This window comes from Roseobacter sp. OBYS 0001, assembly GCF_019654895.1.
Classification (GTDB): Bacteria; Pseudomonadota; Alphaproteobacteria; order Rhodobacterales; family Rhodobacteraceae; genus Roseobacter; species Roseobacter litoralis.
Genome location: NZ_BPES01000009.1, coordinates 157,501 through 161,463 on the forward strand (window position 1 = coordinate 157,501; position 3,963 = coordinate 161,463).

Annotated in this window: 2 protein-coding genes and 2 rRNA genes; 2 read left to right on the forward strand and 2 right to left on the reverse strand. The window is 51.1% G+C overall.

What is annotated here, in order from left to right; genetic code table 11:
• Positions 1 to 174: 174 nt before the first annotated feature.
• Both K5Q35_RS16675 and rrf read left to right on the forward strand, forming a co-directional pair.
• A 23S ribosomal RNA gene (locus K5Q35_RS16675) occupies positions 175 to 3,005 on the forward strand.
• An 85-nt stretch (positions 3,006 to 3,090) separates the two neighbouring features.
• A 5S ribosomal RNA gene (gene rrf, locus K5Q35_RS16680) occupies positions 3,091 to 3,205 on the forward strand.
• A gap of 374 nt (positions 3,206 to 3,579) precedes the next feature.
• On the opposite strand, the gene K5Q35_RS16685 is transcribed toward rrf, so the two are convergent.
• Together K5Q35_RS16685 and K5Q35_RS16690 are read right to left on the reverse strand one after the other, a co-directional pair.
• Positions 3,580 to 3,660 (reverse strand): hypothetical protein, encoded by an 81-nt coding sequence (locus tag K5Q35_RS16685; RefSeq protein WP_374758640.1) that lies wholly within the window; start codon positions 3,658 to 3,660, stop codon positions 3,580 to 3,582.
• Positions 3,661 to 3,739: 79 nt separating this feature from the next.
• Positions 3,740 to 3,963 (reverse strand): hypothetical protein (locus tag K5Q35_RS16690; RefSeq protein WP_220800405.1); only part of this gene is annotated, 224 nt, incomplete at its 5' end.

A 3,963-nucleotide genomic window follows, 5' to 3' on the forward strand; every position in this document is an offset into this window, starting at 1 on the left:
ACCCGAGTAACGATGCTTACCTCCTGCACGGATGGTTTGCTATACACGTTACTCATAGTCTGGTGCGAATGAACCAGGCGGGAAAAAGTATGCTTTTGGTTCAGAATAAAGGTCATCTTTTAGTTACCAGCTGAGAGGACCGCGATAGACGACAGTCTTTCTTTTTCTGGATCAAATCAAGCGCGAAAAGGGCGTTTGGTGAATGCCTTGGCAGTAAGAGGCGATGAAAGACGTGATACTCTGCGATAAGTCATGGGGAGCTGAGAATAAGCTTTGATCCATGAATTTCTGAATGGGGCAACCCACCTGATACTTTGTTATTATTGCACTTCGGTGCAGCTAATAATGAGGTAAAACAGGTATTTATAGACTGAATACATAGGTTTATAAAAGCAAACCCGGGGAACTGAAACATCTAAGTACCCGGAGGAAAGGAAATCAATTGATACTCCCCTAGTAGCGGCGAGCGAACGGGGACCAGCCGAGCCTCAATTGTGGTTAGAATGCGTTGGAATGCGCAACCAGAGTGGGTGATAGTCCCGTATAAGAAGCATGAGAGGACGTATTAAGTAGGGCGGAACACGTGAAATTCTGTCTGAAGATCGGAGGACCACCTTCGAAGGCTAAGTACTCCTTACTGACCGATAGTGAACCAGTACCGTGAGGGAAAGGTGAAAAGCACCCCGACGAGGGGAGTGAAACAGTACCTGAAACCGAACGCCTACAATCAGTTGGAGGGGCTTTACGCCCTGACAGCGTACCTTTTGTATAATGGGTCATCGACTTGGTCTCACGAGCAAGCTTAAGCCGTTAGGTGTAGGCGCAGCGAAAGCGAGTCTTAATAGGGCGTCGAGTTCGTGGGATCAGACCCGAAACCGAGTGATCTAGGCATGGCCAGGTTGAAGGTAAGGTAACACTTACTGGAGGACCGAACCCACATCCGTTGAAAAGGATCGGGATGAGCTGTGCCTAGGGGTGAAAGGCCAATCAAACTCGGAGATAGCTGGTTCTCTGCGAAATCTATTTAGGTAGAGCGTCATCCGAATACCCTCGGGGGTAGAGCACTGGATGGGTAATGGGGCCCCACAGGCTTACTGATCCTAACCAAACTCCGAATACCGAGGAGTACTAGATGGCAGACACACGGCGAATGCTAACGTCCGTCGTGAAGAGGGAAACAACCCTGACCTACAGCTAAGGCCCCTAATTCATGGCTAAGTGGGAAAGCAGGTGGGACGACCAAAACAACCAGGAGGTTGGCTTAGAAGCAGCCATCCTTTAAAGATAGCGTAACAGCTCACTGGTCTAAATAAGTTGTCCTGCGGCGAAGATGTAACGGGGCTCAAGCCATGAGCCGAAGCTTAGGATGCATTTATTGCATGGTAGCAGAGCGTAGTGTGACATAATTCCATGTGTCCTTATTCCCTTCGGGGATATTGGACACGCGGAGTTTTCTGTGAAGCCGGCGTGTGAGCGATCCGGTGGAGAGATCACTAGTGAGAATGATGACATGAGTAGCGACAAACAGTGTGAGAGACACTGTCGCCGAAAGTCCAAGGGTTCCTGCTTAAAGCTAATCTGAGCAGGGTAAGCCGACCCCTAAGGCGAGGCCGAAAGGCGTAGTCGATGGGAACCAGGTTAATATTCCTGGGCCAGATGGAAGTGACGGATCTCGAGGGTAGTTCATCCTTATCGGATTGAATGGGCTGCTTAGAGGTTCCTGGAAATAGCTCCATCGCTAGATCGTACCCTAAACCGACACAGGTGGACTGGTAGAGAATACCAAGGCGCTTGAGAGAACTATGTTGAAGGAACTCGGCAAAATACCTCCGTAAGTTCGCGAGAAGGAGGCCCAGTTTCTACGCAAGTATTGGCTGGGGGCACAAACCAGGGGGTGGCGACTGTTTATTAAAAACACAGGGCTCTGCGAAGTCGCAAGACGACGTATAGGGTCTGACGCCTGCCCGGTGCCTGAAGGTTAAAAGGAGGGGTGAGAGCTCTGAATTGAAGCCCAGGTAAACGGCGGCCGTAACTATAACGGTCCTAAGGTAGCGAAATTCCTTGTCGGGTAAGTTCCGACCTGCACGAATGGCGTAACGACTTCCCCGCTGTCTCCAACATAGACTCAGCGAAATTGAATTACCTGTCAAGATGCAGGTTTCCCGCGGTTAGACGGAAAGACCCCGTGCACCTTTACTACAACTTCACACTGGCATTAGGCCGAACATGTGCAGGATAGGTGGTGGGCTTTGAAGCGGAGACGCTAGTCTTCGTGGAGCCTCCCTTGAGATACCACCCTTGTTCTGCTTGATGTCTAACCGCGGTCCGTTATCCGGATCCGGGACCCTGTGTGGTGGGTAGTTTGACTGGGGCGGTCGCCTCCTAAAGCGTAACGGAGGCGCGCGAAGGTTGGCTCAGAGCGGTCGGAAATCGCTCGTTGAGTGCAATGGCAGAAGCCAGCCTGACTGCAAGACTGACAAGTCGAGCAGAGTCGAAAGACGGCCATAGTGATCCGGTGGTCCCAAGTGGGAGGGCCATCGCTCAACGGATAAAAGGTACGCCGGGGATAACAGGCTGATACTGCCCAAGAGTCCATATCGACGGCAGTGTTTGGCACCTCGATGTCGGCTCATCTCATCCTGGGGCTGGAGCAGGTCCCAAGGGTACGGCTGTTCGCCGTTTAAAGAGGTACGTGAGCTGGGTTTAGAACGTCGTGAGACAGTTCGGTCCCTATCTTCCGTGGGTGTAGGATACTTGAGAGGAGTTGCCCCTAGTACGAGAGGACCGGGGTGAACGATCCACTGGTGGACCAGTTGTTATGCCAATAGCAGTGCTGGGTAGCTATGATCGGAAAGGATAACCGCTGAAGGCATCTAAGCGGGAAGCCCCCCTCAAAACAAGGTATCCCTGAGAGCCGAGGTAGACCACCTCGTCGATAGGCCAGAGATGTAAGCGCAGCAATGCGTTCAGTTGACTGGTACTAATTGCTCGATAGGCTTGATTTGATCCAGTAGAAGCAAGACTTCTATTTGGTTCGAAAGCATACACATACATAGTTGTACATGACTTGGACACAGAGGTTTTTTATGGTTTGGTGGTCATAGCGAGAGCAAAACACCTGGTCCCATCCCGAACCCAGCCGTTAAGTGCCTTAGCGCCGATGGTACTGCGTCTTAAGACGTGGGAGAGTAGGTCACCGCCAAACCTAATAAAACCTCTGGTTAGTATCTCTCTTCGATGTTCAATTTAATCCAAAAACGGAACTGATGTTGTTGTGACCTAGTTCGTTGCAATAATCCGGTCAGTAGTTTCTTTGCGCTCACAAAGTGCTGTCGCATACGATCTGTGGTGTTGAAACTTGGTAAGTGTCCCGCATAGCCGCGCCTATGTCTGGGTTCTCCAAGGTAAGCTATGCGCTTGCTTGAGGAGCGGATCACTCCAACCCCATTGCATTCAGCCTTACCTTGACGACTGACCCTTTTTACAACTAAGCCCGCGCGTAAGTGCGGCACGGAAAGATTACCAAGAAAGAAGCCACTCATTCGCATACCTTGACGTGATGTTTTTCGTCTTATCGCTCTAGCGCGATCGGATACGCCCCGGATGCCGCCCTTTTTTCCGAGCACGCTCTAACCCGGCGCATGTGTGTTCGCGGATCATTTCACGTTCGAACTCGGCAAACACGCAAAGCCTTTATCGTTCTGAAAGTGATGAAGACGTGTCGGATGTGCAGATCAAATTACACCCGGACAAGATAGTCATCAAACGCGACCATGACATGGGCGTAGGCCTGCGCCTTGTCCGTTTCCCGGAAAGGCATTGTGCAGCAATGTCCCGAGAGCGAGCACAGATCGTGACAGGCCGATACAGACGGATACGCTCGATCGCCTTGTTTAGAAAGGCTTTGGCCGTGACCTGCTCCCCTGAAAAGTCCGGTGTTTTGAGTTAGCCTGTTCTCCAAGT